Origin of the sequence: Acinetobacter sp. 22323, assembly GCF_052044895.1 — a bacterium.
Lineage (GTDB): Bacteria > Pseudomonadota > Gammaproteobacteria > Pseudomonadales > Moraxellaceae > Acinetobacter > Acinetobacter schindleri.
This window is the reverse complement of record NZ_JBQEOL010000003.1, coordinates 168,075-189,373: the sequence shown is the minus strand read 5'-3', so window position 1 is coordinate 189,373 and position 21,299 is coordinate 168,075. Positions and strand designations below refer to the sequence as shown.

General features: G+C 43.1%; 24 protein-coding genes, 2 tRNA genes and 1 other RNA gene. 12 read left to right on the top strand and 15 right to left on the bottom strand.

The genetic code is table 11. The annotated features are described in order from the left end of the window. Window positions 1–158: 158 nt before the first annotated feature. Window positions 159–1,499 (top strand): CitMHS family transporter, encoded by a 1,341-nt coding sequence (locus ACTJIX_RS03385; RefSeq protein ID WP_076753941.1) that lies wholly within the window; start codon window positions 159–161, stop codon window positions 1,497–1,499. 51 nt (window positions 1,500–1,550) lie between these two features. Here the strand turns inward: ACTJIX_RS03385 and ACTJIX_RS03380 are convergent, their stop codons facing one another. Then, on the bottom strand, window positions 1,551–2,057 hold the full coding sequence (locus tag ACTJIX_RS03380; RefSeq protein WP_004814957.1) for a hypothetical protein: 507 nt from the start codon (window positions 2,055–2,057) through the stop codon (window positions 1,551–1,553). Window positions 2,058–2,231: 174 nt separating this feature from the next. Between ACTJIX_RS03380 and ACTJIX_RS03375 the strand changes: the two genes are divergently transcribed. The 3 genes from ACTJIX_RS03375 (at window position 2,232) to ACTJIX_RS03365 (ending at window position 3,974) form a co-directional block, all read left to right on the top strand. Continuing rightward, window positions 2,232–2,960, top strand: coding sequence for a hypothetical protein (locus ACTJIX_RS03375; RefSeq protein WP_004814955.1), 729 nt, complete (start codon window positions 2,232–2,234; stop codon window positions 2,958–2,960). Between the two features lie 146 nt (window positions 2,961–3,106). Continuing rightward, window positions 3,107–3,192: transfer RNA gene (locus ACTJIX_RS03370), tRNA-Leu, on the top strand. 92 nt (window positions 3,193–3,284) lie between these two features. After that, entirely contained in the window at window positions 3,285–3,974 is a 690-nt protein-coding gene (locus ACTJIX_RS03365; RefSeq protein WP_071320252.1) for a hypothetical protein, read from the top strand. Between the two features lie 28 nt (window positions 3,975–4,002). Here the strand turns inward: ACTJIX_RS03365 and ACTJIX_RS03360 are convergent, their stop codons facing one another. From ACTJIX_RS03360 to rlmE, 5 genes are all read right to left on the bottom strand, one after another. After that, on the bottom strand, window positions 4,003–4,317 hold the full coding sequence (locus ACTJIX_RS03360) for a DUF5713 family protein (protein WP_004892021.1): 315 nt from the start codon (window positions 4,315–4,317) through the stop codon (window positions 4,003–4,005). 105 nt (window positions 4,318–4,422) lie between these two features. Further along, window positions 4,423–5,277: a dihydropteroate synthase gene (folP, locus tag ACTJIX_RS03355; protein WP_004892017.1), complete on the bottom strand. Its 855-nt coding sequence runs from the start codon at window positions 5,275–5,277 to the stop codon at window positions 4,423–4,425. 76 nt (window positions 5,278–5,353) lie between these two features. Further along, window positions 5,354–5,968 (bottom strand): GNAT family N-acetyltransferase, encoded by a 615-nt coding sequence (locus ACTJIX_RS03350; RefSeq protein WP_004892014.1) that lies wholly within the window; start codon window positions 5,966–5,968, stop codon window positions 5,354–5,356. A gap of 107 nt (window positions 5,969–6,075) precedes the next feature. Beyond that, window positions 6,076–7,965: an ATP-dependent zinc metalloprotease FtsH gene (gene ftsH, locus ACTJIX_RS03345; protein WP_103799941.1), complete on the bottom strand. Its 1,890-nt coding sequence runs from the start codon at window positions 7,963–7,965 to the stop codon at window positions 6,076–6,078. 129 nt (window positions 7,966–8,094) lie between these two features. Continuing rightward, the gene (gene rlmE / locus ACTJIX_RS03340) at window positions 8,095–8,745 is read right to left on the bottom strand and encodes a 23S rRNA (uridine(2552)-2'-O)-methyltransferase RlmE (protein ID WP_308912186.1); all 651 of its coding nucleotides are present in this window, start codon (window positions 8,743–8,745) and stop codon (window positions 8,095–8,097) included. A gap of 196 nt (window positions 8,746–8,941) precedes the next feature. On the opposite strand from rlmE, the gene yhbY reads away from it, so the two are divergent. Together yhbY and ACTJIX_RS03330 are read left to right on the top strand one after the other, a co-directional pair. Continuing rightward, complete coding sequence (gene yhbY / locus ACTJIX_RS03335) at window positions 8,942–9,265, top strand: ribosome assembly RNA-binding protein YhbY (RefSeq protein ID WP_004814942.1); 324 nt, start codon at window positions 8,942–8,944, stop codon at window positions 9,263–9,265. A gap of 11 nt (window positions 9,266–9,276) precedes the next feature. Then, window positions 9,277–9,816, top strand: a complete 540-nt coding sequence (locus ACTJIX_RS03330; RefSeq protein WP_440611170.1) for a DOMON-like domain-containing protein — start codon at window positions 9,277–9,279, stop codon at window positions 9,814–9,816. Window positions 9,817–9,918: 102 nt separating this feature from the next. Here ACTJIX_RS03330 and ACTJIX_RS03325 read toward each other — a convergent pair whose 3' ends face one another. Then, window positions 9,919–10,140 carry a hypothetical protein gene (locus ACTJIX_RS03325; RefSeq protein WP_004892004.1) on the bottom strand — a complete coding sequence of 74 codons (222 nt, stop codon included), beginning with the start codon at window positions 10,138–10,140 and terminating at the stop codon, window positions 9,919–9,921. Window positions 10,141–10,240: 100 nt separating this feature from the next. Beyond that, the gene (locus ACTJIX_RS03320) at window positions 10,241–10,732 is read right to left on the bottom strand and encodes a hypothetical protein (RefSeq protein WP_286834185.1); all 492 of its coding nucleotides are present in this window, start codon (window positions 10,730–10,732) and stop codon (window positions 10,241–10,243) included. A gap of 308 nt (window positions 10,733–11,040) precedes the next feature. On the opposite strand from ACTJIX_RS03320, the gene carA reads away from it, so the two are divergent. The 3 genes from carA (at window position 11,041) to greA (ending at window position 16,001) form a co-directional block, all read left to right on the top strand. Continuing rightward, window positions 11,041–12,183, top strand: coding sequence for a glutamine-hydrolyzing carbamoyl-phosphate synthase small subunit (gene carA, locus ACTJIX_RS03315; protein ID WP_004814933.1), 1,143 nt, complete (start codon window positions 11,041–11,043; stop codon window positions 12,181–12,183). Between the two features lie 13 nt (window positions 12,184–12,196). Continuing rightward, complete coding sequence (gene carB, locus ACTJIX_RS03310; protein WP_163165326.1) at window positions 12,197–15,427, top strand: carbamoyl-phosphate synthase large subunit; 3,231 nt, start codon at window positions 12,197–12,199, stop codon at window positions 15,425–15,427. 97 nt (window positions 15,428–15,524) lie between these two features. Beyond that, window positions 15,525–16,001 carry a transcription elongation factor GreA gene (greA, locus tag ACTJIX_RS03305; RefSeq protein ID WP_005222895.1) on the top strand — a complete coding sequence of 159 codons (477 nt, stop codon included), beginning with the start codon at window positions 15,525–15,527 and terminating at the stop codon, window positions 15,999–16,001. Window positions 16,002–16,080: 79 nt separating this feature from the next. Here the strand turns inward: greA and ACTJIX_RS03300 are convergent, their stop codons facing one another. Further along, window positions 16,081–16,662, bottom strand: a complete 582-nt coding sequence (locus ACTJIX_RS03300) for a TetR/AcrR family transcriptional regulator (RefSeq protein ID WP_440611169.1) — start codon at window positions 16,660–16,662, stop codon at window positions 16,081–16,083. A 110-nt stretch (window positions 16,663–16,772) separates the two neighbouring features. On the opposite strand from ACTJIX_RS03300, the gene ACTJIX_RS03295 reads away from it, so the two are divergent. Then, on the top strand, window positions 16,773–17,177 hold the full coding sequence (locus tag ACTJIX_RS03295) for a RidA family protein (protein WP_440611168.1): 405 nt from the start codon (window positions 16,773–16,775) through the stop codon (window positions 17,175–17,177). A gap of 99 nt (window positions 17,178–17,276) precedes the next feature. Further along, the gene (locus ACTJIX_RS03290; protein ID WP_440611167.1) at window positions 17,277–17,912 is read left to right on the top strand and encodes a CatB-related O-acetyltransferase; all 636 of its coding nucleotides are present in this window, start codon (window positions 17,277–17,279) and stop codon (window positions 17,910–17,912) included. Here ACTJIX_RS03290 and ACTJIX_RS03285 read toward each other — a convergent pair. The 5 genes from ACTJIX_RS03285 to coaD form a co-directional block, all read right to left on the bottom strand. After that, a complete protein-coding gene (locus ACTJIX_RS03285; protein ID WP_440611166.1) occupies window positions 17,896–18,693 on the bottom strand; it encodes a hypothetical protein in 798 nt (265 codons plus the stop codon). The two genes, ACTJIX_RS03290 and ACTJIX_RS03285, sit on opposite strands and share 17 nt — an antisense overlap. A gap of 53 nt (window positions 18,694–18,746) precedes the next feature. Continuing rightward, a tRNA-Met gene (locus ACTJIX_RS03280) sits at window positions 18,747–18,823 on the bottom strand. Window positions 18,824–18,895: 72 nt separating this feature from the next. Beyond that, an RNA gene (gene rnpB, locus ACTJIX_RS03275) (RNase P RNA component class A) lies at window positions 18,896–19,273 on the bottom strand. Window positions 19,274–19,299: 26 nt separating this feature from the next. Next, window positions 19,300–19,563: a YfhL family 4Fe-4S dicluster ferredoxin gene (locus ACTJIX_RS03270; RefSeq protein ID WP_076753959.1), complete on the bottom strand. Its 264-nt coding sequence runs from the start codon at window positions 19,561–19,563 to the stop codon at window positions 19,300–19,302. A gap of 1 nt (window position 19,564) precedes the next feature. Continuing rightward, the gene (gene coaD, locus ACTJIX_RS03265) at window positions 19,565–20,056 is read right to left on the bottom strand and encodes a pantetheine-phosphate adenylyltransferase (protein ID WP_004814921.1); all 492 of its coding nucleotides are present in this window, start codon (window positions 20,054–20,056) and stop codon (window positions 19,565–19,567) included. A gap of 139 nt (window positions 20,057–20,195) precedes the next feature. Here coaD and smpB point away from each other — a divergent pair, with 139 nt between their 5' ends. After that, window positions 20,196–20,675, top strand: a complete 480-nt coding sequence (smpB, locus tag ACTJIX_RS03260; RefSeq protein ID WP_048882403.1) for an SsrA-binding protein SmpB — start codon at window positions 20,196–20,198, stop codon at window positions 20,673–20,675. Between the two features lie 59 nt (window positions 20,676–20,734). Here the strand turns inward: smpB and ACTJIX_RS03255 are convergent, their stop codons facing one another. Further along, window positions 20,735–21,295 carry a flavodoxin family protein gene (locus ACTJIX_RS03255; protein WP_076753961.1) on the bottom strand — a complete coding sequence of 187 codons (561 nt, stop codon included), beginning with the start codon at window positions 21,293–21,295 and terminating at the stop codon, window positions 20,735–20,737. Window positions 21,296–21,299: the final 4 nt, after the last annotated feature.

The following is a 21,299-nucleotide window of genomic DNA, read 5'->3' as shown; positions in this document are numbered from 1 at the left end:
TCATGCATTTCACCATACTTTATGGATATATATTATTTATTAGAAAAATAGAATAAAAAATACCATTTGTTAAATAATATTTAAAAAATGGGTTGAATTGAATAGTATCAAGTTCACTTGAATATTAAATAAAACTATCACACTCAAAGGACTGATCCATGCTGACTATTTTAGGCTTAGGCATGATTATTTGCTTTATGTATTTAATCATGTCCAAGCGTTTGAGCGCGCTCGTAGCTTTAACTTTAATACCTATTCTTTTTGCTCTCATTACTTACGCATTAAGCTTTTTTGTCGACAGTCTAGCAGGATTTAATATTTCAGAATTAGGCCCCATGATGATGGAGGGGATCAAAAAACTTGCCCCGACGGGTGTCATGCTGTTATTTGCGATTCTGTATTTTGCCATCATGATTGATACAGGCTTGTTTGACCCATCGGTAAAATGGATTTTAAAACAGGTCAAAGGGGATCCCCTCAAAGTGACTTTAGGCACGATTACCTTAACATTGATTGTGTCATTAGATGGCGATGGTTCTACCACTTATATGATCTGTGTCGCTGCGATGCTACCCTTATATAAACGCATAGGTATGAGCCCATTGATCATGGCATGTTTAATGATGCTCGCCAGTGGCATTATGAACTTAACCCCTTGGGGTGGACCAACAGCACGTGCTGCAACTGCACTGCATGTCGATCCAAACGATGTTTTTGTACCGATGCTGTTCCCGATGTTTGTAGCCATTATCTGGTTATATTTCTTGGGCTTTATGTATGGTCGTATGGAGCGTAAACGCATTGGTATTGTTGAGCTGGATATTAGCCATGGTGACAATATTCAAATCTCGCAAGTCCCTGAAGCCAACCGCCATCATTTACGTACCTTCAATGCTTTGCTTACACTCGGCTTGATGATTACGCTGGTGATGGGCATTCTACCCGCTCCAATATTATTCATGGTGGCACTGTGTATTGCTTTAATTGTGAATTATCCAGATTTGGATATGCAAAAGCGCTTGGTGGGTAACCACTCTGCAAGTGCTTTGGCAGTCGTAGGTATTATCTTCGCCGCAGGTATTTTTACAGGAATTCTGTCAGGTACAGGCATGGTTGATGCCATGTCCAAGCAATTGGTCGAGATTATTCCTGAAAGTATGGGACCTTATCTGGCACCAATCACCGCAGTGATCAGTATGCCATTAACCTTCTTTATGTCGAATGATGCGTTCTATTTTGGTGTCTTACCTGTGTTATCGGAAGCTGCCGGACATTATGGTATTACTCCCGCAGAAATGGCACGTGCCTCAATTGTTGGGCAACCTGTGCATTTACTTTCACCCTTGGTACCATCTACTTACTTATTATGTGGACTGGCGGGAATCAATTTTGGTGAACATCAAGAATTTACCATTAAATGGGCAGTAATTACCTGTTTAGTGATGTTGGTGACTGCTGTCATCTTCGGTATTTTCCCACTCTATTCAACACTTGGGTAAAGATTTTTCCATAAAAAAGAGCATCCAAGGATGCTCTTTTTTTAGCGCTGTTTAGAAATTTTCAAGTAAAGCATCTAATACTGCCTGGTAGTGAATACGAATATCATCTTCCAGAATTTTATAGGCATTATCGAACTGCACCATTGGCCAGCCTTCTTTCCAGAATGGGAAAATATTATGCAGGTCATGCGTCACGATTGCATCTTCACGCACAATAGCCTGCGCGATCTGTGCCAATACAAATGCAGTTTCCGCACCATCAATCGCCAGGTAATCAATACCACGCGCCTTTAAAATACGGATACGGTCTTTCTTGTAACGAATCTTTTTGATCTGAGCTTCATTCAAATGAAGCGCGATAGACACTGCTTCAACAAATTTTTCTTCAAATGACTGATGCAATCTAACCAGCGCCTGTTTATGCGCTTCCTGACGACCCGCTTTACCACCCTGACGAATAGCTTCTTTCGCTTCGGTATCTAATTCATCGTTTTTCATTGCCTGTAACAGGTCCAGAATTTCGATGTCGCTTAAAGTCTCAGGAGATTGATCAGTCATGAACTGCCCTTACAAATAATATTTACAATAGGCTATTTTCGCATAATTCCCGGACAAAAAGACAAAATCCTGCTGCAAGTGAGATGATTTAATTGCGCATTGCAATTTTTCGGAAAAATTCAGCAATTTACTTTATAGTAATCTTACTCATCCATCTCCTGCCCGACTTCATACATGCAAAACCAACAAGTCAATGTGCTGCTTCAGCAACTTCAGCGGCTCTATCCAGCGGCTTTTAAGCACAATTACCTATTTTATAGTCAGATCAAGACCAGAGGTGTACTGGATGACCGTCGTGAATTTATTCCTTGGCTATTGGCGAGCATGATTTTTGTGCCAATCAGTTTCGTACTGAAAGATATTTTCCTGAGTAATTTTACTGAGCTGAGTAACTTTCAGGCACAAGCCTATGCCATTCTGGCAATTCTTTTATTCTTGATGGTGATTGTCCCTTTGGTCATTAAACAGATTCGACATTCTTCGCATTCACTTTATCAACTATTACGACATAGTCCTGTCAAGCTTGCTGTAATCGTCATTCTGTCTGCCCTGAATATTCAATTTTTACAAAGTCAGTTTGTGATGTGGGCGCTCCTGTTCTTTGGTGTCAGTTTTGGCTTTGTGCGTTTTTATAAGGAAAATCTGTTTCGTCAAAACAGTCAGGACAGTGAATATTATCAGCTGCATCAACTGCGTCGTGTGTGTTTCTGGGCATACAAACAAAGCCTGAGAACCCGATTAAAACTCTATATGACTTCGGCTCAAAGTCCTGAATATGAAGTACTCAAGCGTCAGCTAAACCGCTATGCCGACCTATATAGCCAGTTATTCAAATCTGAACACCAGTACTGTAAAAGCATTAAACATATTGATGTGGACAGTTATCTGGATGAAATGCTGTAAATCGATTAATTTATTGAAATTTAAAGCTTTGAATAACATCAGTCTTGCTTTCTTTTAAATTTTAATGGCTAAATTGCCTGAAAATAAAACAAATAATAAGAAATCATCTTGCCAAGTTCTCGCTGCTCATCTATGATGGCGCGCATGCCCGAGTGGTGAAATCGGTAGACACAGGGGATTTAAAATCCCCCGCCCACAAAGCGTGCCAGTTCGAGTCTGGCCTCGGGCACCATTTTGATTCAGTTTAAAATGGTGCAAATGCAGAAACCCAGCAATGAGCTGGTTTTTTTGTGCCTGAAATTTATAAATAGAGTGTGCCTCCTCATGTCCGCACCCCGCTCTTTCGATCTAGCCAGATTACAGTTACGCCATCCTGATGCATTCTTTTGCAGACTTAGCTATAGCCGCTATAAATATTTGAATCAAACCATTGATCCGTATTTATATTTGCGTATCGGGATTTTGATGCTGATTACAGCATTTTGTGGTCTGTGCTTTTCCCTGCCTTTTTATCCAGACTTTATGGATTCAAAGAATCAGGCCATTAGTGCAGGTACGATCGTACTTATTAGTATGCTCTATCCTTATATCTGGCGTGCCCAGTTTCAGGCCAAGTACAGTTCTGTACGCTACGCAAAGCGCTTGCAATCCTGTTTATATATTCAAACCCTGATTGTTGTTCTGTCACTGATCAATTACCAGTATTTTCATTCAGCGTTCATTGCTTTACCTTGCCTGGGTCTACTTGCCTTCAGCAGTTTTGTAGCGGTGTTAATTGAGCCCGGCTTTAGAAGTTCTACCCGCAGCACCCTGCTGGTACGTTTGCAGCACATCCGCCAATTGGCTTACTGGTCTTATCAACAGTCGCAAAGCAAAGAGCCGGAACCTGTGCCACTGCAAAAGGATTTAAAAAAATATTATCTGGAATTACATCAACGTTGCATGCAGGAAGAGCAGAAACTCCTAAATGAAATTCATTATAAAAATTTTAAAGAAGCATTTTTAGATCATTAAAAAAAGCCCTGTAAAAACAGGGCTTTTTTTACCATTCGCGGGTAGCGACCAGTTCTTCCATTTCAACTTCGAAGTATCCCTGTTCCTGCACCACCATCATCATGGCTTCAGCAATATAATCTGCTGCGGTATCATCTAAAGAGGAATCCAGGTCTTCGAACTGCGGCTTCATTTCATTGATTTCTGCCACAGTCGCATTGGCAAACTGATAAATCTCATATTCAGATAAACCAGATTTTGTCACCTTTTTGGCAAAACGCTCGATGTGCTGCTTTACTTCAGCAACCAGAATATCGGGATAATATTCATCATCGAACATTGGGAGAAGTAAATCTGCAAACATTACAGGCACTCTAAAACTATAACTAAAAATTAAGCGTGCCCTATATACCATATTGCCGCTTAAAAGCCAAACAGCACGCCGCCTGACATACAATCTAGCCAACAATTAAACTACGGCTTGCATTGCCTTCCAGACCTTAATCGCATCTGCTGTCACTTTGACATCATGTGCACGTACCATACAGGCACCTTGTTGAATACTTAGCAAGTGTGCTGCTACTGATCCCACTGCGCGTTCTACGGCTTCTGCTCCACCCAGCACCTGTCCAATAAAGCGTTTACGTGACAACGCAGACAATATTGGATAACCGAGTTGAGTCAGTTTGTAAAATTCATTCAGTAGTTTCAGGTTCTGTTCAGCATTTTTGGCAAATCCAAAACCGGGATCAATCATAATGTGCTCAGCCTTTACCCCGGCATCTAAAGCATCCTGCACTCGCTGTTTTAATTCCGCAATGACATCAAGCGTGACATCTTGATACTGATCCAGATTATTCATCGTAGTAGGTTCACCACGCATATGCATAATAATTACCGGAATATCCAACTCAGCAGCAGTTACCAAGGCATTCGGTCGTGTCAGTGCACGAACATCATTCCAGATATGTGCTCCAGCTTTCACTGCAGCCTTAATCACTTCTGGCTGGGAAGTATCAATTGAAATCACGACATTGTGCTTGGCCAGTTCTTCAACCACAGGCACCACACGGCGAATTTCTTCTTCTACTTCAACCACCGATGCACCCGGACGGGTCGACTCGCCACCCACATCAATGACCGTTGCGCCTTCTGCCATCATTTCCAATGCACGCGCTACTGCAGCATCTTGAGAATTATGTTTACCCCCATCACTAAATGAATCCGGTGTAACATTCAGAATTCCCATCACATGCGGCTGGGACAGATCCAGTGTTAAGTGTCCAAATGTCCATACGCGTGGTAATAACGGCATCAGCTGCATGTTTTCATCCTAAATCCAATAACTGGCGTATTGTCGTATGGATAGAGATATAAAGCAAAGCTGAAACAAACCAGAATTAAATTTCAAACTGCGGTTTATTTGAGTATTGCATAAGCTTAGATTGTAACTGTGATTTTACCTCTACCCATTCACTTCTTAAAATACTGTAAATATAACTATCCCGCACTGTCTGACCATCTTTACGCAACATATGACATCGAATGATGCCATCTCGTTTAGCTCCTAGCGCTTCAATGACTTTTTGACTTTTTAGGTTCAGATGATCCGCACGAAAGCCTACTACCTGAGCATTTAACCGTTCAACAGCATGACTTAACAGGAGATATTTACAGACCCGATTCACATAGGTACGCTGATAACGCTGTGCATACCAAGTATAACCAATATCCACACGTGGAATTTCAGGCTTGATATCATGATAACTGGTGGTTCCAATCGCTCGACCCGATGTTAAATCAATCACAGCAAAACCCATCCTTGTACCTTGAGCTTGTTGAGCCAAAGCTTGCTGTACATATTGTTTTAATTCGCTTAAGTAAGGTACAGAATTATAAAGCACTTCGCCTAAATCCCCTTCAGCACAAGCTGCTTCTAAATCTGTAAAATGCTCCCAAGTTAATGGTTCTAAACGTAAGTGATAAATACGGGATTCCAAAACAGGTATTGTCATTTTTATTTTTGCTCATTGATTTTTTATAGTTGAATATAGCATCACGCCAAAACAATCCAAATCATTGCCATAAAAAAACCACCCGAAGGTGGTTTTTTATTTTCTGCTTAATTAGCTGGTAATGGCGGAGGAGTCAACGGCCCATCCTTCGGTGTTACATCAATTACAGGATTGTCTGAAACATAGACCTTAGGTGGCTTAGGCTCACGACCTTCCATGATGTCACGGATTTGCTCGCGATCAATTGTTTCCCATTCCATCAACGCTTTCACCATGGCATGCGCGATATCTTTGTTATTTTCCAGAATATCACGAGCCACTTTATATTGCTCATCGATGATACGGCGTACTTCAGCATCAACCTGCTGTTGAGTCGCTTCAGAAATTGTACGGCTACCAATGCTGCCCATAAATGACTGTTGCGAGTCATCTTCATAGACCATTACGCCTAACTTGTCAGACATACCGTATTTGGTCACCATCGCACGCGCAACTTTGGTTGCACGTTCAAAGTCATTTGAGGCACCAGTCGACATCTGGTTAATAAAGACTTCTTCTGCAATACGACCACCGAACAAGATCGAAATATCATTCAGCATTTTATCTTTGTAATGGCTGGTCTGGTCAAACTCAGGCAACTGCCAGGTTACACCTAATGCCCAACCACGCGGCATGATCGTTACTTTATGCACAGGATCAGTACCTGGCAGCATTTCTGCAACAATTGCGTGCCCTGCTTCATGGTAAGCCGTAGCAAGACGCTCTTCTTCACGAAGTACCATCGATTTACGTTCAGGACCCATATACAGCTTGTCTTTAGCATCTTCAAAGTCATGCATGTCGACAGTATTCTTGTTACGACGTGCCGCGAATAATGCTGCTTCGTTTACAAGGTTTGCCAACTGCGCACCAGAGAAACCAGGAGTACCACGAGCCAGGACTTTCACATCCACACCCGTTGTAGACGGCAGTTTCTTCAAATGAACATTCAGGATTTGCTCACGGCCTTTAATGTCTGGCAAGCCAACCATCACTTGACGGTCAAAACGACCTGGACGAAGTAAGGCTTTATCCAGTACATCAGCACGGTTAGTTGCCGCGATGACGATAATACCTTCATTGCCTTCGAAACCATCCATTTCAACCAGCATCTGGTTAAGGGTCTGTTCACGTTCATCGTGACCACCGCCTGTACCTGAACCACGGTGACGACCGACAGCATCAATCTCATCGATGAAGATGATACATGGCGCATGGCGTTTCGCCTGTTCGAACATATCACGTACACGAGATGCACCGACACCCACGAACATTTCTACGAAGTCAGAACCGGAAATACTGAAAAATGGAACTTTCGCTTCACCTGCAATCGCTTTTGCAAGCAAGGTTTTACCCGTACCCGGAGGACCCACCATCAGGACGCCCTTAGGAATAGTGGCACCCAGACGTTTGAATTTTGCAGGATCTTTTAGGAAGTCAACGATTTCCACGACTTCCTGTTTTGCTTCATCACAACCCGCAACATCAGTAAAGGTAACTTTAATCTGGTCTTCAGACAGCATTTTCGCCTTCGACTTACCAAAGCTCATCGGGCCGTTCTTGCCGCCTGCACCGCCACCCATGTTGCGCATAAAGAACATGAATAACAAAATGATTAAGAGCACAGGGAAACTTGCAATCAGCAACTGCATCAACAAGCCTTGGCGTTGTGGTGCAGTACCTTCAACAACCACATTGTTCTTGATGAGATTTGGCATCAGTTCAGGATCCTGAACTGCCGGACGAATACTTTCAAATTCGGAACCGTTTGATTTCTCACCACGAATTCTTTCGCCATCTATTGTCACTTGCTTAATCTGGCCGTCATTCACCGCTGCAACAAACTCTGAATAGTTCATTGTTGTCGGCTGATTGCGATCACTGACGTTGCTGAAGATGAGCACCAGCACACCCAGTATCACGAGCCACAATACGGCATTCTTAAAAAGATCGCTCAAAGCTTTATTCCCATTTCCAATCTAATTTGATCATGCCCTCGCGGGTGACCTGAATTTCCAAGTTTGTTCAACTTGCAATTATTAAAAACGTACAAAATGCACAATTTTTAGCGTGTTGGCAAGTAGACTTTATTTCGAAGCCTTCTTGCGCCCCTGCCCCACCAGAAAGACTTCTTTCGAGCGAGCACGCGATGCAGCAGGTTTTACCGTTTTCAGAACATCAAAACTATTAACAACTTCCTTACGGAATTCATCAAAGCCAGTGCCCTGGAAGACTTTAACAATAAACTGACCTTTAGGACCTAAAACCTTGGTGGCAAAGTCAAGGGCCAGTTCACAGAGATAGATCTGACGCGGTTGATCTACAGCCTTATTACCTGATGTATTGGGGGCCATATCGGAAATTACAACGTCTACCGTACGTCCATCTAAAATATTTAACAATTTATCGAACACTTCCTGCTCACGGAAGTCACCTTGCAGGAAGGTCACATCTGGCAGTGCATCCATTTCCAGGATATCCGATGCGATCACCAGACCTTTAGAACCGACCAGTTTACCAGCAATTTGCGACCAGCTTCCTGGCGCTGCGCCCAGATCGACAACCGTCATACCTGGTTTGATAATGCCGTATTTTTCTTGAATCTCAAGAAGTTTATACGCTGCACGTGCCCGATAACCTTCTTTTTGCGCTTTCTTCACATAAAAGTCATCGAGATGCTCTCTCATCCACGCACGACTACTTTTGGATAACTTCTGGTTGGTAATGCGTGTTGCCATAACTCTCTAAATAAAAAAAACTTCCAATTATTAATTGTACGTGAAAAACACATGATTTGCAGTATTGATCTGTATCTAAATCGAAGACAGTTGGTTGGATTTTTTATGTGATGGCACCGATTATTTCCTGAGAATATAAAGCGTTTGTTTTTTGCTTTTGCTATACTAAGCCGTTTTAAAAATCAGGTTATCTCTCATGGCGTCTTTATCTATTCAGGAACGTAAACGTTTACGTCAAATCGGACATGCATTAAACCCGGTGGTAATGCTTGGTGACAAAGGCCTGACTGAAAATGTGATCGAAGAACTTGAGCGTGCGCTGAACGACCACGAACTGATTAAAGTGAAAGTTGTGGCTGAAGATCGTGAAGCACGTGCTGTTCTCATTACTGAGATCGTTGAAGCAACAGGTGCTGAAATCGTACAAACCATTGGTAAAATCGCGTTGCTTTACAAAAAAGCGCCGAAACAGAACCAAAAACTGTCTAACCTTGTTCGCTTTGCGCACTTGTCTAACTAAGTTCAGGATCTATGGCTAGTTACGAACTGAATGCATTCGATCGTCGTTTTCAGGCGATCTCGCTGGTCGGCGCGATTGAACAGCAAGGCCCATCCACATTGAATGTGGGTTTTTGGCTACGCGATCCGAACCAGTATGTGCTTTGGCCAGAACTGGTCGCAGCACACCCCCGTCAGGACTTTCTCTGGGAACAGACGTGTTTTGAAATTTTTATTGGGGTAAAGGACGAAGATTTTTATCGCGAAATCAATCTCTCTCCTTCTCAGGCTTGGCAAGCCTATCAGTTTGAAGAATACCGTTATCCAGAAGAAATGCCGCCACAAGCGGCTTATGATATCGACCTGAATCAGCTCAAGCGTACCCATTATGGACTCAATGTCAGCCTGGATCTAACCGATTTCATGGCCCTGAACAAGCTAAAATGGACTGATCTGTTCCTTGGCTTGTCTGCTGTATTGAAAACCCCTCAAGGCGATCAATACTATGCCATGCAGCACAGCAGTCCACAGGCAGACTTTCATAACAAGCGTGACTGGTTACATGTGTTCTAGGATGTAAATACTCTCCTGTAATACACAAATGATAAAAATATAAAAACGTGAGGCTCATCGGTCTCACGTTTTTTATTTTGCCTGAAGTTCAGGGTAAGTGGATTAGTGATGTAGTCTTGCATTTCTCTGTACTGCTGTCACAGCAGCGTAAAAAATCAGAATCATAGTAATCGCAATAATGGAAACTGCGGCCTGTAAAACACTGAAATAGCTAAAACTCAGTATTACCATGGCAAGATAGGCTAGACGGCTTTTCCAGGTTTCAAGATTTAAAACCATGATCAAGGCAAGTAGCAATATTGCCGCTATAAGATGATGTTGCATCATGACCCCCTATTTTTGTTTTATGAGTCAGTGTTGCGTCTAATACGAAAGGAGAACATAGATGCTCCCCTTCGGCTGCTTTTTTTGTTTTGTTGCTTGTTTAACTTTTTAGATCAGTTTCTTTTTCTTCGGTTTCTCCTTTTACAACGACGGGTTTAACTTTTTTCAAAACTTCAATCGTACTGTCTTTAGAGCGTTTTAGGGTATCTGCCAGATGATCCTTATGCTTGGTCGAAATCTGGGTGACATCTTCTTTTAATTCTTTACCGAGTTTTGATAGATCATCAATGACCGCATTAAATTCGGTTTTAATGAAGCTGGTCAGTTCATTCAACTCTTTTTGTGAGCCAAACAACTGCTCTTTCAGGGTATCGATGCGCTGCAGTAAATCCTGTTTAAACTGGGTTAGCTGATCAGTTACAGTATTGCTCAGTTTTTTTACTTCAGCTTCAATATTTTCTTTGCTTTCGCCAAGCGTTTCCACTGCCTGCTCTTTCGCCTCTATTGCTGCTTTTTCAAGCTGCTCGGCAGTTTCAGTGACAACGACATTCAGATTTTTTTTAGATGTTGTAGTTTTAGTTGGGGTAGCCATGTCTTTTGCCTTTAGTTATGTTTTGACGCTTTCATATTAGTAAATTCGATAAAATTTAAGACTTGATTTGTCTGACAATTATTAAATGGTTACATTTTTCAACATTGATCACGAAACAGACTTTCAAGCAAAAAGCAAGCCATTTATCTCATAGTTTTGCAGCAAAGCTATTGGACTTGGGGGGTGGTTCTGCGTATAATGCCGTGTTAAGTTCAAGCGAGCAGACATAGGAGGGTAGGTTTAAAAATTAACCTTCCTTTTTTTTCGTCTACTCGCTTTTTTACAGCCTAAATTTCAGGAGCTTTGGTTTGAGCACCCCAGCAATTTTAGCCCTTGCCGACGGAACTATCTTTAAAGGTACTTCAATTGGCGCATCGGGTTGTACGACTGGTGAAGTCGTTTTCAACACTGCCATGACTGGCTATCAAGAAATTTTGACTGATCCAAGTTATGCACAGCAGCTTGTAACTTTAACTTACCCACATATTGGTAATACGGGTTGCAACGAAGAAGACGCAGAATCAGGTCGTATTCATAAAGTATGGGCAAACGGTTTAATTATCCGTGACCTTCCTTTATTACACAGTAACTTCCGTGCTGAACAATCCCTAGGTGAATATCTAGAACAGCACAATGTAGTGGCTATTGCTGACATCGACACGCGACGATTAACTCGAATTTTGCGTGATAAAGGTGCACAAAACGGTTGTATCCTTGCAGGCGAAAACATCACTGAAGAAGAAGCACTTGAAAAAGCACGCGCATTCGGTGGTCTGAATGGTTTAGACCTTGCAAAAGAATGCTGTGATCCTGAAGGTTTTGAATGGACTGAAGGTTCATGGACTTTAGGTAAAGGCTTCGCTCAACCAGAATTTAAATTCCATGTTGTTGCATACGATTACGGTGTCAAAACCAACATCTTACGTATGCTTGCAGATCGCGGTTGTAAATTGACCGTTGTGCCTGCGCAAACTCCTGCTGCTGACGTACTTGCACTGAATCCAGATGGCGTGTTCTTGTCGAACGGCCCTGGCGATCCAGCTGCATGTGACTACGCAATTGAAGCTGTAAAAACAATTGTAGAAGATGCCCGCAATATTCCTGTATTCGGGATTTGCCTAGGTCATCAGATTCTTGCGCTTGCAAGCGGTGCCAAGACTGTGAAAATGCCTCACGGCCATCACGGTGCCAACCATCCTGTACAGAACATTGAAACTGGTACAGTGATGATTACTTCTCAAAACCACGGCTTCGCAGTGGATGAAAGCACCTTGCCTGCGGTATTGCGTGTGACTCATCGCTCACTGTTTGATGGTACTAACCAAGGTATTCATCGCACAGACAAACCTGCGTTCAGCTTCCAGGGTCACCCTGAAGCAAGCCCTGGTCCACATGACTGCGCACCATTGTTCGATCATTTCATCGAACTTATCGAAGCATCTAAGAAGTAATTAAGGAAGCATCATGGCTAAACGTACAGACATTAAAAGCATCTTAATTATCGGTGCTGGTCCTATTGTGATTGGTCAGGCGTGTGAGTTTGACTATTCAGGCGCACAAGCGTGTAAAGCGCTTCGTGAAGAAGGCTACCGTGTTATTTTGGTGAACTCTAACCCGGCAACCATTATGACTGACCCTGCAATGGCAGATGCAACGTATATCGAACCGATTACCTGGCAGACTGTTGCAGCAATCATTGAGAAAGAACGCCCAGACGCAGTTCTTCCTACAATGGGTGGTCAAACTGCATTGAACTGTGCCCTTGCCCTTGATGAGCACGGCATTTTAGAAAAATTCAATGTTGAACTGATCGGTGCGACCAAAGAAGCGATTGAAAAAGCTGAAGACCGTAAACTGTTCGACCAGGCAATGCGTAAAATTGGTCTTGAATGTCCAAAAGCAGACATTGCCGAATCAATGGAAGAAGCTTTAGAAATTCAAGCGCGCTTCGGTTTCCCTGTGATTATCCGTCCATCATTCACCATGGGTGGTTCAGGCGGCGGTATCGCATACAACAAAGAAGAATTCATTGAAATCTGTGAACGCGGTTTCGATCTTTCTCCAACCAAACAGTTATTGATCGATGAATCACTCATTGGTTGGAAAGAGTACGAAATGGAAGTTGTTCGTGACAAAAACGACAACTGTATCATTGTATGTACCATTGAAAACTTCGACCCAATGGGCGTGCACACAGGTGACTCGATCACTGTTGCGCCTGCTCAAACCCTTACAGATAAAGAATTCCAGTTACTACGTAACGCTTCTCTAGCTGTACTTCGTGAAATTGGTGTAGAAACAGGCGGTTCTAACGTTCAGTTCGGTATTAACCCGAAAGATGGCCGTATGGTTGTGATCGAGATGAACCCGCGTGTTTCTCGTTCATCTGCGCTTGCGTCTAAAGCAACTGGTTTCCCGATTGCTAAAATCGCTGCGAAACTGGCTGTGGGTTATACGCTTGATGAACTGAAAAATGACATTACTGGCGGTACAACACCTGCATCATTCGAACCTGCAATTGACTATGTAGTTACCAAGATTCCTCGTTTCAACTTTGAGAAATTCCCACAAGCTGACGCAACTTTGACGACTCAGATGAAATCTGTAGGTGAGGTGATGGCCATTGGTCGTAACTTCCAAGAGTCTATGCAAAAAGCACTTCGTGGTCTTGAAGTGGGCGCTTCTGGCTTTGATGAGAAAATCGAAGCGGGTACTGAAGGTGCGCGTGAGAAAATTTTACAAGAGCTTAAAGTTCCAGGTCCTGAGCGTATCTGGTACGTGGGCGATGCATTCCGTCACGGCTTCACGCTTGATGAAGTCTTTGCTGCGACGAACATCGACCGTTGGTTCTTGATCCAAATCGAAGACATCATCAAAACTGAAAACCAGATCAAAACTTTAGGTTTTGGTGACTTGAATGCGGACAATATCCGTGGGTTCAAACGTAAAGGTTTATCAGATCTTCGCATTGCGAACTTGATGGGTATTTCACAAAAACAATTCCGTAAACACCGTTGGAACCTGGGCGTAACGCCAGTTTACAAACGTGTGGATACCTGTGCTGCAGAATTCGAATCTGATACAGCTTACATGTATTCAACTTACGATGAAGAATGTGAAGCAAATCCATCGACTCGTGACAAGATCATGGTGATTGGTGGCGGCCCTAACCGTATCGGTCAAGGTATCGAATTCGATTACTGCTGTGTACACGCTGCCCTTGCAATGCGTGAAGACGGCTATGAAACCATCATGGTGAACTGTAACCCTGAAACTGTTTCTACGGATTACGACACATCTGACCGTTTGTACTTCGAACCAATTACACTTGAAGATGTGCTTGAAATCGTACGTATCGAGAAGCCAAAAGGCATTATCGTTCAGTATGGTGGTCAAACACCTTTGAAACTGGCTCGTGCTTTAGAAGAAGCGGGTGCGCCAATTATCGGTACATCTCCTGATGCGATTGACCGCGCAGAAGACCGTGAACGCTTCCAGCAAATGATTCAACGTCTGCAACTTCGTCAACCAAACAACAGCATCGTAAAATCTGCTGAAGAAGGTATGGCTGAAGCGTCTAAAGTAGGCTATCCACTTGTGGTACGTCCATCTTACGTCCTTGGTGGCCGTGCGATGGAAATCGTTTATAACGATGAAGAACTTAAACGCTACCTACGTGATGCAGTTCAAGCATCAAACGAAGCGCCTGTTCTGCTTGACCGTTTCCTGGATGATGCAATCGAAGTTGACGTAGACTGTGTCTCTGATGGTAAAGACGTTGTGATTGGCGGCATCATGCAGCATATTGAACAAGCAGGTATTCACTCTGGTGACTCAGCATGTTCGATTCCTCCTTATTCTCTGTCTAAAGAGATTCAGGACGAAATGCGTCGTCAAACAATTGCAATGGCAAAAGAACTTGGCGTAATTGGTCTAATGAACGTTCAGTTTGCGGTTAAAGGCGAAGACGTTTACATTCTGGAAGTGAACCCACGTGCATCACGTACTGTGCCGTTCGTTTCTAAGTGTATCGGCGAATCTTTAGCGAAAGTGGCTGCACGTTGTATGGCGGGTCAATCTCTAGAATCTCAAGGATTCACTTCAGAGATTATCCCTGAACACTTCTCTGTAAAAGAAGCAGTGTTCCCATTCAACAAATTCCCTGGCGTTGACCCGATCCTTGGTCCTGAGATGAAATCTACAGGCGAAGTCATGGGCGTTGGTAAAACATTTGGTGAAGCATTCTATAAAGCTGTTTTAGGTGCGAACGAACGTCTACCTGGTCTTCCGACAGAAGGTGAAGTGAAACACGCATTCATTTCTGTACGTGACTCAGATAAACCTCGTGCAGCAGGTATTGCGAAACAATTGATTGACCTAGGCTTCAAGATTCTTGCAACTGATGGTACATTTAAAGTGATTAGCGAAGCTGGTCTTGAATGTGAACGCGTAAACAAAGTAACTGAAGGTCGTCCAAACATTGTGGACCGTATCAAAAACGGCGAAATCCACCTTGTAATCAATACGACTGAAGGTAAAAAAGCGCAGGAAGATTCATTCTCGATCCGTCGTTCAGCGCTTCAAGGTAAAGTGTATAACACAACTACCTTGAATGGTGCGGACGCAGTATGCCAAGCTTTAGCGATTAAATTGCCGATGGATGTATATCGTTTGCAAGATTTAACAGTAGGTTAATTCGTTACTGAGAAGTCCCGCCACCTTCTCGGTGGCGGGCTTTTTTTCATTTATACACTTTGTATTTTACTTACATACCTAATTTTGAGGGACAACTATGCAACGTTATCCTATGACTCCTGAAGGCAAACTTGCCTTGGAAAAAGAATTACATCAGCTAAAAACTGTTGATCGCCCGCGTATTACAGCCGCAATTGCTGAAGCACGTGAACATGGAGATCTAAAGGAAAATGCAGAGTATCATGCTGCACGTGAACAACAGGGCTTCTGTGAAGGTCGTATTCAGGACATCGAAGGTAAACTTGGTGCTTGCCAGGTGATTGATGTTAAAGCACTGGAACAAAACGGTCGTGTTGTATTTGGCGTGACAGTGACCATTGAAAATCTGGACACTGAAGAACAAAAAACTTACAAAATTGTGGGTGATGACGAAGCAGACTTTAAGATCAACAAGATCTCTGTGAACTCTCCGATCGCGCGTGGACTTTTAGGTAAAAACGAAGGCGACGAAGTGAAAATCGTGACACCACAAGGTGAAGTGGAATACGAAATTTCCAAAGTTGAATATATCTAATTTTTTATTTAGATATTTTTAGGCTGTAAGACCCCTCGCTTGAGGGGTTTTTTATTGAGCCTGAAAATTTCTATCGGTTTTATTTTAAGAAACCAGAAGCCAATGCTTCAAATGCCTGTAAAGCCTGAGGTAAAACCTGTGCAGGATCACCGCTGGATGCCACCCACAGTGCTGCATTCATTGCTGCACCATTTAGCAAGACCGCAGCAGCAAGCGCATCGACTGGTTTTAATCGGCCCTCAGCCAGTAACTGTTCTACACATTCACGTGTTGATTGCAGGCATTTATTTTGACTTGGCCAATGCGCTGGATCACCCAGCACAGCCGGCCCGTCACGCAGTACAATGCGCTGGAATTCCGGATTCAAGGCATTTTGAATATAGGTCCGCCCTTCTAGCATCAATCCTTCCCAAAGATCATCAGGCTGCTCCAGATGTTGCTGGGCGGATGAAGCCATTTCTGAATCAATCTGATCGACCACGGCGGCAAACAAACCTTTTTTATCTCCAAAATGATGGTATAGCGCCCCCCGGGTTAGCCCCGCTTCTGCCGTGAGCTTATCCATGGAAGTGTCCGCATAACCATATTCAGCAAATGCACGACGTGCGACTTCTATGAGCTTTTTGCGGGTTTCCGCCATTTTTTGTTCACGTACAGACATATGTTATTTCCATCAGTATTGTGAAAATTTTAATTGACATACGAAGCGTATGCGAAAATTTGAACTGCTTTCTAAAATACGTATAAATTAAATAATGAGCGAGAATTATCATGACTAGAACTGCCATATTTCCCCAAGATCGCCATGCTTTGTATGAACAGCATGGTTATTCTGCTGCGATCAAATCAGAAGATTTATTATTTGTTTCTGGTCAGGTTGGTAGCCGTGAAGATGGTAGTCCTGAACCTAACTTTGAGAAACAGGTAGAACGAGCCTTTGAAAACTTGGCTGCTACATTGGCTGCAGCTGACTGTACTTTCGATGATATTGTCGATGTCACAACTTTTCACACCGATCCTGAACAGCAATTTGAAAGCATCATGAAAGTTAAGCAGCATGTGTTTAATCAAAAACCTTATCCGAACTGGACAGCTGTGGGCGTGGCCTGGTTGGCAGGTTTTGACTTCGAAATTAAAGTCATTGCCCGTATTCCTCAATCCGCTAAGGCCATATAAAACTTAATCCTGATCAGGCCAGTTATTGAATGGGATTGTTCTCCAGCTTAAAGATCAATTCGCTATAATGGCGTATTCCTTAATTTTTGTATCCCGGTTATGGCTGAAAAGTTGATTAATTCCCCTGTGAACCATTGGTGCGAGTTCGAATTCATCTCGAAAACTGTGAAGAATCCGAATATTCATATCAAGGGCAATTACAGTTATTACTCAGCCTATTGGGATCAAGGTTTCGAGCGTTGTGTGGTGCGTTATCTACATGACAAGCCTGCTACGCCAGAGAAGCCGATCGACCAGCTTTATATCGGTAATTTCGTCTGTTTTGGCGCGGAATGCGTAATTATGATGGGTGGTAACCAGTTACACCGTACCGACTGGATTTCAGCGTTTCCATTCGATACACGCAGTTTTGTACCTGCTGGCGATACTGTCATTGGTGATGGTTGCTGGATTGGCTCTCGTGCCATGATCATGCAAGGTGTAACGCTTGGCGAAGGTGCTGTGGTGGCAACAGGTGCTGTAGTAACGAAAGATGTGCCACCTTATGCTGTTGTCGGTGGCGTACCTGCGAAAATTATTAAATATCGTTTCCCTGAAGAAGATATAGAAAAACTGCTTTCACTAAAGCTTTATGACTTAGATGAAAAGCAGTTTTTAAAGATGCGTGAACAGTTGCAGACAGATGATGTGGTATCACTGATTAATTATTTCAAATCACTTAGCGATAAGGGGTAACGACCACCGTTCTCTTCCGTACCTTTTTCCTTGCCTTATCTGCAGGCCAATCGGTTTCAGTATAAGTTAGATCCCATTGATAGTAGGGTTTCCCAATATCCTGATAATTAATTGAGAGTACGGTGTAGTGTTCATCATGACAGTGTGAAGAGGATCTCTTATAGTCCTGCTCACCAAAGCACGCTTTAATTCGCTCATAAGAATAAAAAGGTATGTCTTCAAGAACCCGGTGTGCTTTTCCTTTAGGCAATAATTGAATAAATTGTGCAATCTGCTCGCTTCGACCTCCGCCTGCATAGCTTGTAGATGAACTAAACACTAAAGCAACCGCATAACTATTCCGATTCAACGGGTATAGGGCAGGATATATAAACTCTTCACTGATCTCATTCTCTTCAAGCGCATAAACCTGTTGATACCTAGTTAGATCCCAATAATCAACGATTTGATACTTTCCAAGATGTTTTGAAAGCTGAATCATTTGTAAATTTTCATTAATTAAATAATATTTTTCAGCTTCAGCAATTTTAACTACCCAAAGTTTTGCACCACTCTCATCACAACTAAGTTTTATTTGCTGACAAATTGATCGTATTTCTGCTTTGGAAATACTTTTTTCTTTAAAAGGAAGTGACTTAATTGAATCTGCAGCAAAAACAGGTAAAGCAATAAAGAAAATCAGAGTTGATAGCATTAAATTTTTAATCATCATACATATTCTTGTTATTTGTTTTATTTTAACTATTGTAAGGCTTTTTATATTTTTAACCAATGAAGCCACAAAACATCAGCCATAAAAAAACCCACTCAATCGGAGTGGGTTTTTTCAGAATATGGTGGCTATGACGAGACTTGAACTTGTGACCCCCGCATTATGAGTGCGGTGCTCTAACCAACTGAGCTACATAGCCTTAAACTGTGCGCGCATTATGAGTTTTTCTAAAAAAAACGTCAACCCCATAATGCACTGATTGATCAAAATTTGGTGAAGTGAGCCGATAAGCCGGGTTCTGTCGAGAACGATCATTCCTCTAGGCGTACAATCACTCATACGCTCAAGCGACCTACCCGGATCCAGCATGGGCCATGCCTAAAGGATCCCTATTTGGTCTTGCTTCCGGTGGGGTTTACCATGCCATGAACTGTTACCAGTCATGCGGTGCGCTCTTACCACACCCTTTCACCCTTACCTCCGATTCCGATTGCTCAGAACCATAATGAAGGCGGTCTACTCTCTGCTGCACTTTCCGTCGGCTCACGCCGCCCAGGCGTTACCTGGCACCTTGCCCTATGAAGCCCGGACTTTCCTCCCCTGCTTCAATCACGGAGATCTCCACAGCAGCGATCGTCTGGCTCACTTCGAGCCGCATAGTATCAAATCTGGCAACTAATTGCTTGATGTTTTTTGAGCAGTCAGTTTTGCATACTTGGCCTGAAGTTGTTCCTGCGTCTCTGCATGGTTCGGATCCAGCGGGATACAGTCTACAGGACAGAATAACTGACACTGCGGTTTATCATGATGCCCGACGCACTCGGTACATAGATCAGGATTGATCTCGTAAATGAGTTCCCCCATAAAAATCGCCTCATTCGGGCATACAGGTTCACAGACATCACAGTTGATGCATTCATCGGTGATATATAAAGACACGCTACCAACCTTGTTGAAGTTTACGCTCGAAGGCAGCAACCACGTTTGGCGGAACAAACTTGGTTACGTCCCCTCGCAAGCGGGCAATTTCACGCACCAGAGTGGATGAAATAAAGGAATACTGTTCTGAAGGGGTTAAAAATACCGCTTCAAAATGTGAATCCAGCTGACGGTTCATATTGGCCAACTGAAATTCATACTCAAAATCTGACACTGCACGCAGACCACGCAGGACTGCTGTAGCATTCTGCTCACGGAAGAAATTCACAAGCAGGCCGTCAAATCCTACAAATTCAACATTGTTCAAATGGCTCAACGACGCTTGGGCCAGCTCAACTCGCTCTTCTAGACTAAATACCGGATTCTTGTGATGTCCAATCGCAATTGCAACCACCACTTCATCAAACATCTTTGCTGCACGGGTCACCAGGTCAATATGGCCATTAGTGATCGGATCAAAGGTCCCCGGATAAATTACACGAGTTTTAGTCATCCATTTTTACTCTGTTTATTGTGTAAGTTTTCCATTTTAACAAAATCTTGATTTTTTGGCGAAGAAACTCCATCAATTTAAAAACTTCAACTCAATTAAAGTTGCGGTACAATAGCAGCAAGTTTGGAAGTATCAGATTATGGCGAAAGCAAGTATTGTAGTTAAAAAAAATAACGGCGGAACGATTGCGCTAAACAAACGTGCCCGTCACGATTATTTTATTGAAGAAAAATTTGAAGCTGGACTTTCCTTACAAGGCTGGGAAGTAAAATCCTTGCGTGCTGGTCGTATGACCATCGTGGAGAGCTATATCACCTTTAAAAACGGTGAAGCTTTCCTGTTTGGTGCCCAGATTCAGCCACTATTGAGTGCGTCTACCCATGTAGTACCTGAAGCGACGCGTACCCGTAAACTGTTGCTGAATCGCCGTGAAATTGAAAAACTTCTGGGTGCAATTAACCAGAAGGGTTATTCATGCGTACCACTGGCTTGCTACTGGAAAGGTCCACATGCCAAGCTGGAAATTGCGTTGGTAAAAGGTAAACAGCTGCATGACAAGCGTGCAACTGAGAAAGACCGTGACTGGCAACGCGACAAAGCGCGAATTTTCCATCGCTAATGGTTACATAATGCCTATAAAAAAACCTCCATGTAATGGAGGTTTTTTTATGAATCCAATTAAGCCTTCAGATTCATACGGGCCAGCGTCAAGGCAATATATTCACCGAACCACAGCGCAGTTTTTAAATCCCCTTCAGGTGGGGTTACTTCAACAGGTGCATTATCCGATTGAGTCATCAAACCTAAAAAGCTGGACATACGATTCAGGTCAGTTACGCCACGCCCAGTTGGCATTAATGGCAAACCTGCCCATAACATGCCGTGCTGCATCGCAAACAGGTTAATCTGCTGCAAGACAGCCAGCTTGTCCCCACTTAAGCCACCACCATTGGTAAAGGCTGCTGCCAGCTTGCCTTGCCAGCTACGTGCCAGCCAGCGCTTGGACGACTGCTCCATAAACAGCTTCATCGCAGAGGTTAGACTACCCATATAAGTTGGACAGCCAAAAATAATGGCATCTGCGGCGTCCAGCACCTCCCAATCTATATGTTCGACATTCATCATATGCACCTGAACACCAGTTTCCCGTGCACCATCGGCAATGAAATTTGCCACTTTAGCCGTGTGTCCATAAGGACTGTGATAAACAATCGCAACAGATTGGGAAGATAGGGACATAATA

Coding starts and splice junctions, on each gene's coding strand:
- ACTJIX_RS03385 (WP_076753941.1), top strand. CDS start 159: ATGCTGACTATTTTAGGCTTAGGCATGATTATTTGCTTTATGTATTTA.
- ACTJIX_RS03380 (WP_004814957.1), bottom strand. CDS start 2,057: ATGACTGATCAATCTCCTGAGACTTTAAGCGACATCGAAATTCTGGAC.
- ACTJIX_RS03375 (WP_004814955.1), top strand. CDS start 2,232: ATGCAAAACCAACAAGTCAATGTGCTGCTTCAGCAACTTCAGCGGCTC.
- ACTJIX_RS03365 (WP_071320252.1), top strand. CDS start 3,285: ATGTCCGCACCCCGCTCTTTCGATCTAGCCAGATTACAGTTACGCCAT.
- ACTJIX_RS03360 (WP_004892021.1), bottom strand. CDS start 4,317: ATGTTTGCAGATTTACTTCTCCCAATGTTCGATGATGAATATTATCCC.
- folP (WP_004892017.1), bottom strand. CDS start 5,277: ATGCAGCTGATGCCGTTATTACCACGCGTATGGACATTTGGACACTTA.
- ACTJIX_RS03350 (WP_004892014.1), bottom strand. CDS start 5,968: ATGACAATACCTGTTTTGGAATCCCGTATTTATCACTTACGTTTAGAA.
- rlmE (WP_308912186.1), bottom strand. CDS start 8,745: ATGGCAACACGCATTACCAACCAGAAGTTATCCAAAAGTAGTCGTGCG.
- yhbY (WP_004814942.1), top strand. CDS start 8,942: ATGGCGTCTTTATCTATTCAGGAACGTAAACGTTTACGTCAAATCGGA.
- ACTJIX_RS03330 (WP_440611170.1), top strand. CDS start 9,277: ATGGCTAGTTACGAACTGAATGCATTCGATCGTCGTTTTCAGGCGATC.
- ACTJIX_RS03325 (WP_004892004.1), bottom strand. CDS start 10,140: ATGCAACATCATCTTATAGCGGCAATATTGCTACTTGCCTTGATCATG.
- ACTJIX_RS03320 (WP_286834185.1), bottom strand. CDS start 10,732: ATGGCTACCCCAACTAAAACTACAACATCTAAAAAAAATCTGAATGTC.
- carB (WP_163165326.1), top strand. CDS start 12,197: ATGGCTAAACGTACAGACATTAAAAGCATCTTAATTATCGGTGCTGGT.
- greA (WP_005222895.1), top strand. CDS start 15,525: ATGCAACGTTATCCTATGACTCCTGAAGGCAAACTTGCCTTGGAAAAA.
- ACTJIX_RS03300 (WP_440611169.1), bottom strand. CDS start 16,662: ATGTCTGTACGTGAACAAAAAATGGCGGAAACCCGCAAAAAGCTCATA.
- ACTJIX_RS03295 (WP_440611168.1), top strand. CDS start 16,773: ATGACTAGAACTGCCATATTTCCCCAAGATCGCCATGCTTTGTATGAA.
- ACTJIX_RS03290 (WP_440611167.1), top strand. CDS start 17,277: ATGGCTGAAAAGTTGATTAATTCCCCTGTGAACCATTGGTGCGAGTTC.
- coaD (WP_004814921.1), bottom strand. CDS start 20,056: ATGACTAAAACTCGTGTAATTTATCCGGGGACCTTTGATCCGATCACT.
- smpB (WP_048882403.1), top strand. CDS start 20,196: ATGGCGAAAGCAAGTATTGTAGTTAAAAAAAATAACGGCGGAACGATT.
- ACTJIX_RS03255 (WP_076753961.1), bottom strand. CDS start 21,295: ATGTCCCTATCTTCCCAATCTGTTGCGATTGTTTATCACAGTCCTTAT.